This is a genomic window from Amycolatopsis sp. SID8362, from assembly GCF_010550475.1.
Classification (GTDB): domain Bacteria; phylum Actinomycetota; class Actinomycetes; order Mycobacteriales; family Pseudonocardiaceae; genus Amycolatopsis; species Amycolatopsis eburnea.
The window spans coordinates 1-603 of sequence record NZ_JAAGNB010001750.1 but is presented as its reverse complement, the minus strand read 5'-3'; the positions used below and the strand labels follow the sequence as shown (position 1 = coordinate 603).

Sequence of the window (603 nt, the reverse complement as noted above, 5' to 3'; positions counted from 1 at the left end):
GGGCTCGCGGCGCGGTTCTGCGCGGGCCTCGCCGGCCACGGCCTGGCCTGCACCCGCCTCGGCATCCACGCGGTCACCGAAGACGGCGAACACCTCGGCCGCGTGTGGCGCTGCGCCGAACCGCTGACCCCGGCGGGCGTCGCCGACCGCGTCCGCTGGCAGTTCGAGGGCTGGCTGCGCGCGCCGAAGGGTCAGCGCCCGACGTCCGGCGTGGTGCGGCTGCGCCTCGAACCGGAGGAGACGGTCGAAGGCCGGTCGCTGCAGCTCGACCTCTGGCAGAACGGCGGCTCCGACGAGGAAGACGAGCGGGCGTCCCGCGCGTTCGTCCGCGTCCAAGGCCTCCTTGGGCCGGAAGGCGTGCTCACGCCCCTGCTCGACGGCGGCCGCGACCCCGCGGGCCGCGTCCGCCTGGTGCCGTGGGGCGACCCCCGCGAGCACACGAACCCACCAGACGCGACCTGGCCGGGCCAGCTGCCTTCCCCGTCCCCGGCGACGGTTCTGGACCGCCCGGTCCCCGCTCAGGTCTTCGACGCCGCCGGCCGGGCCGTCGCCCTCACCCCGCGCGACCAGCTCACGGCACCCCCACGCGCCCTGACGATCGGC

Annotated in this window: 1 pseudogene; it reads left to right on the top strand. The window is 77.1% G+C overall.

Annotated features, from left to right (window positions below):
- A pseudogene (locus G3I65_RS53330) lies at positions 1 to 603 on the top strand (DNA polymerase Y family protein); the annotation flags it as partial.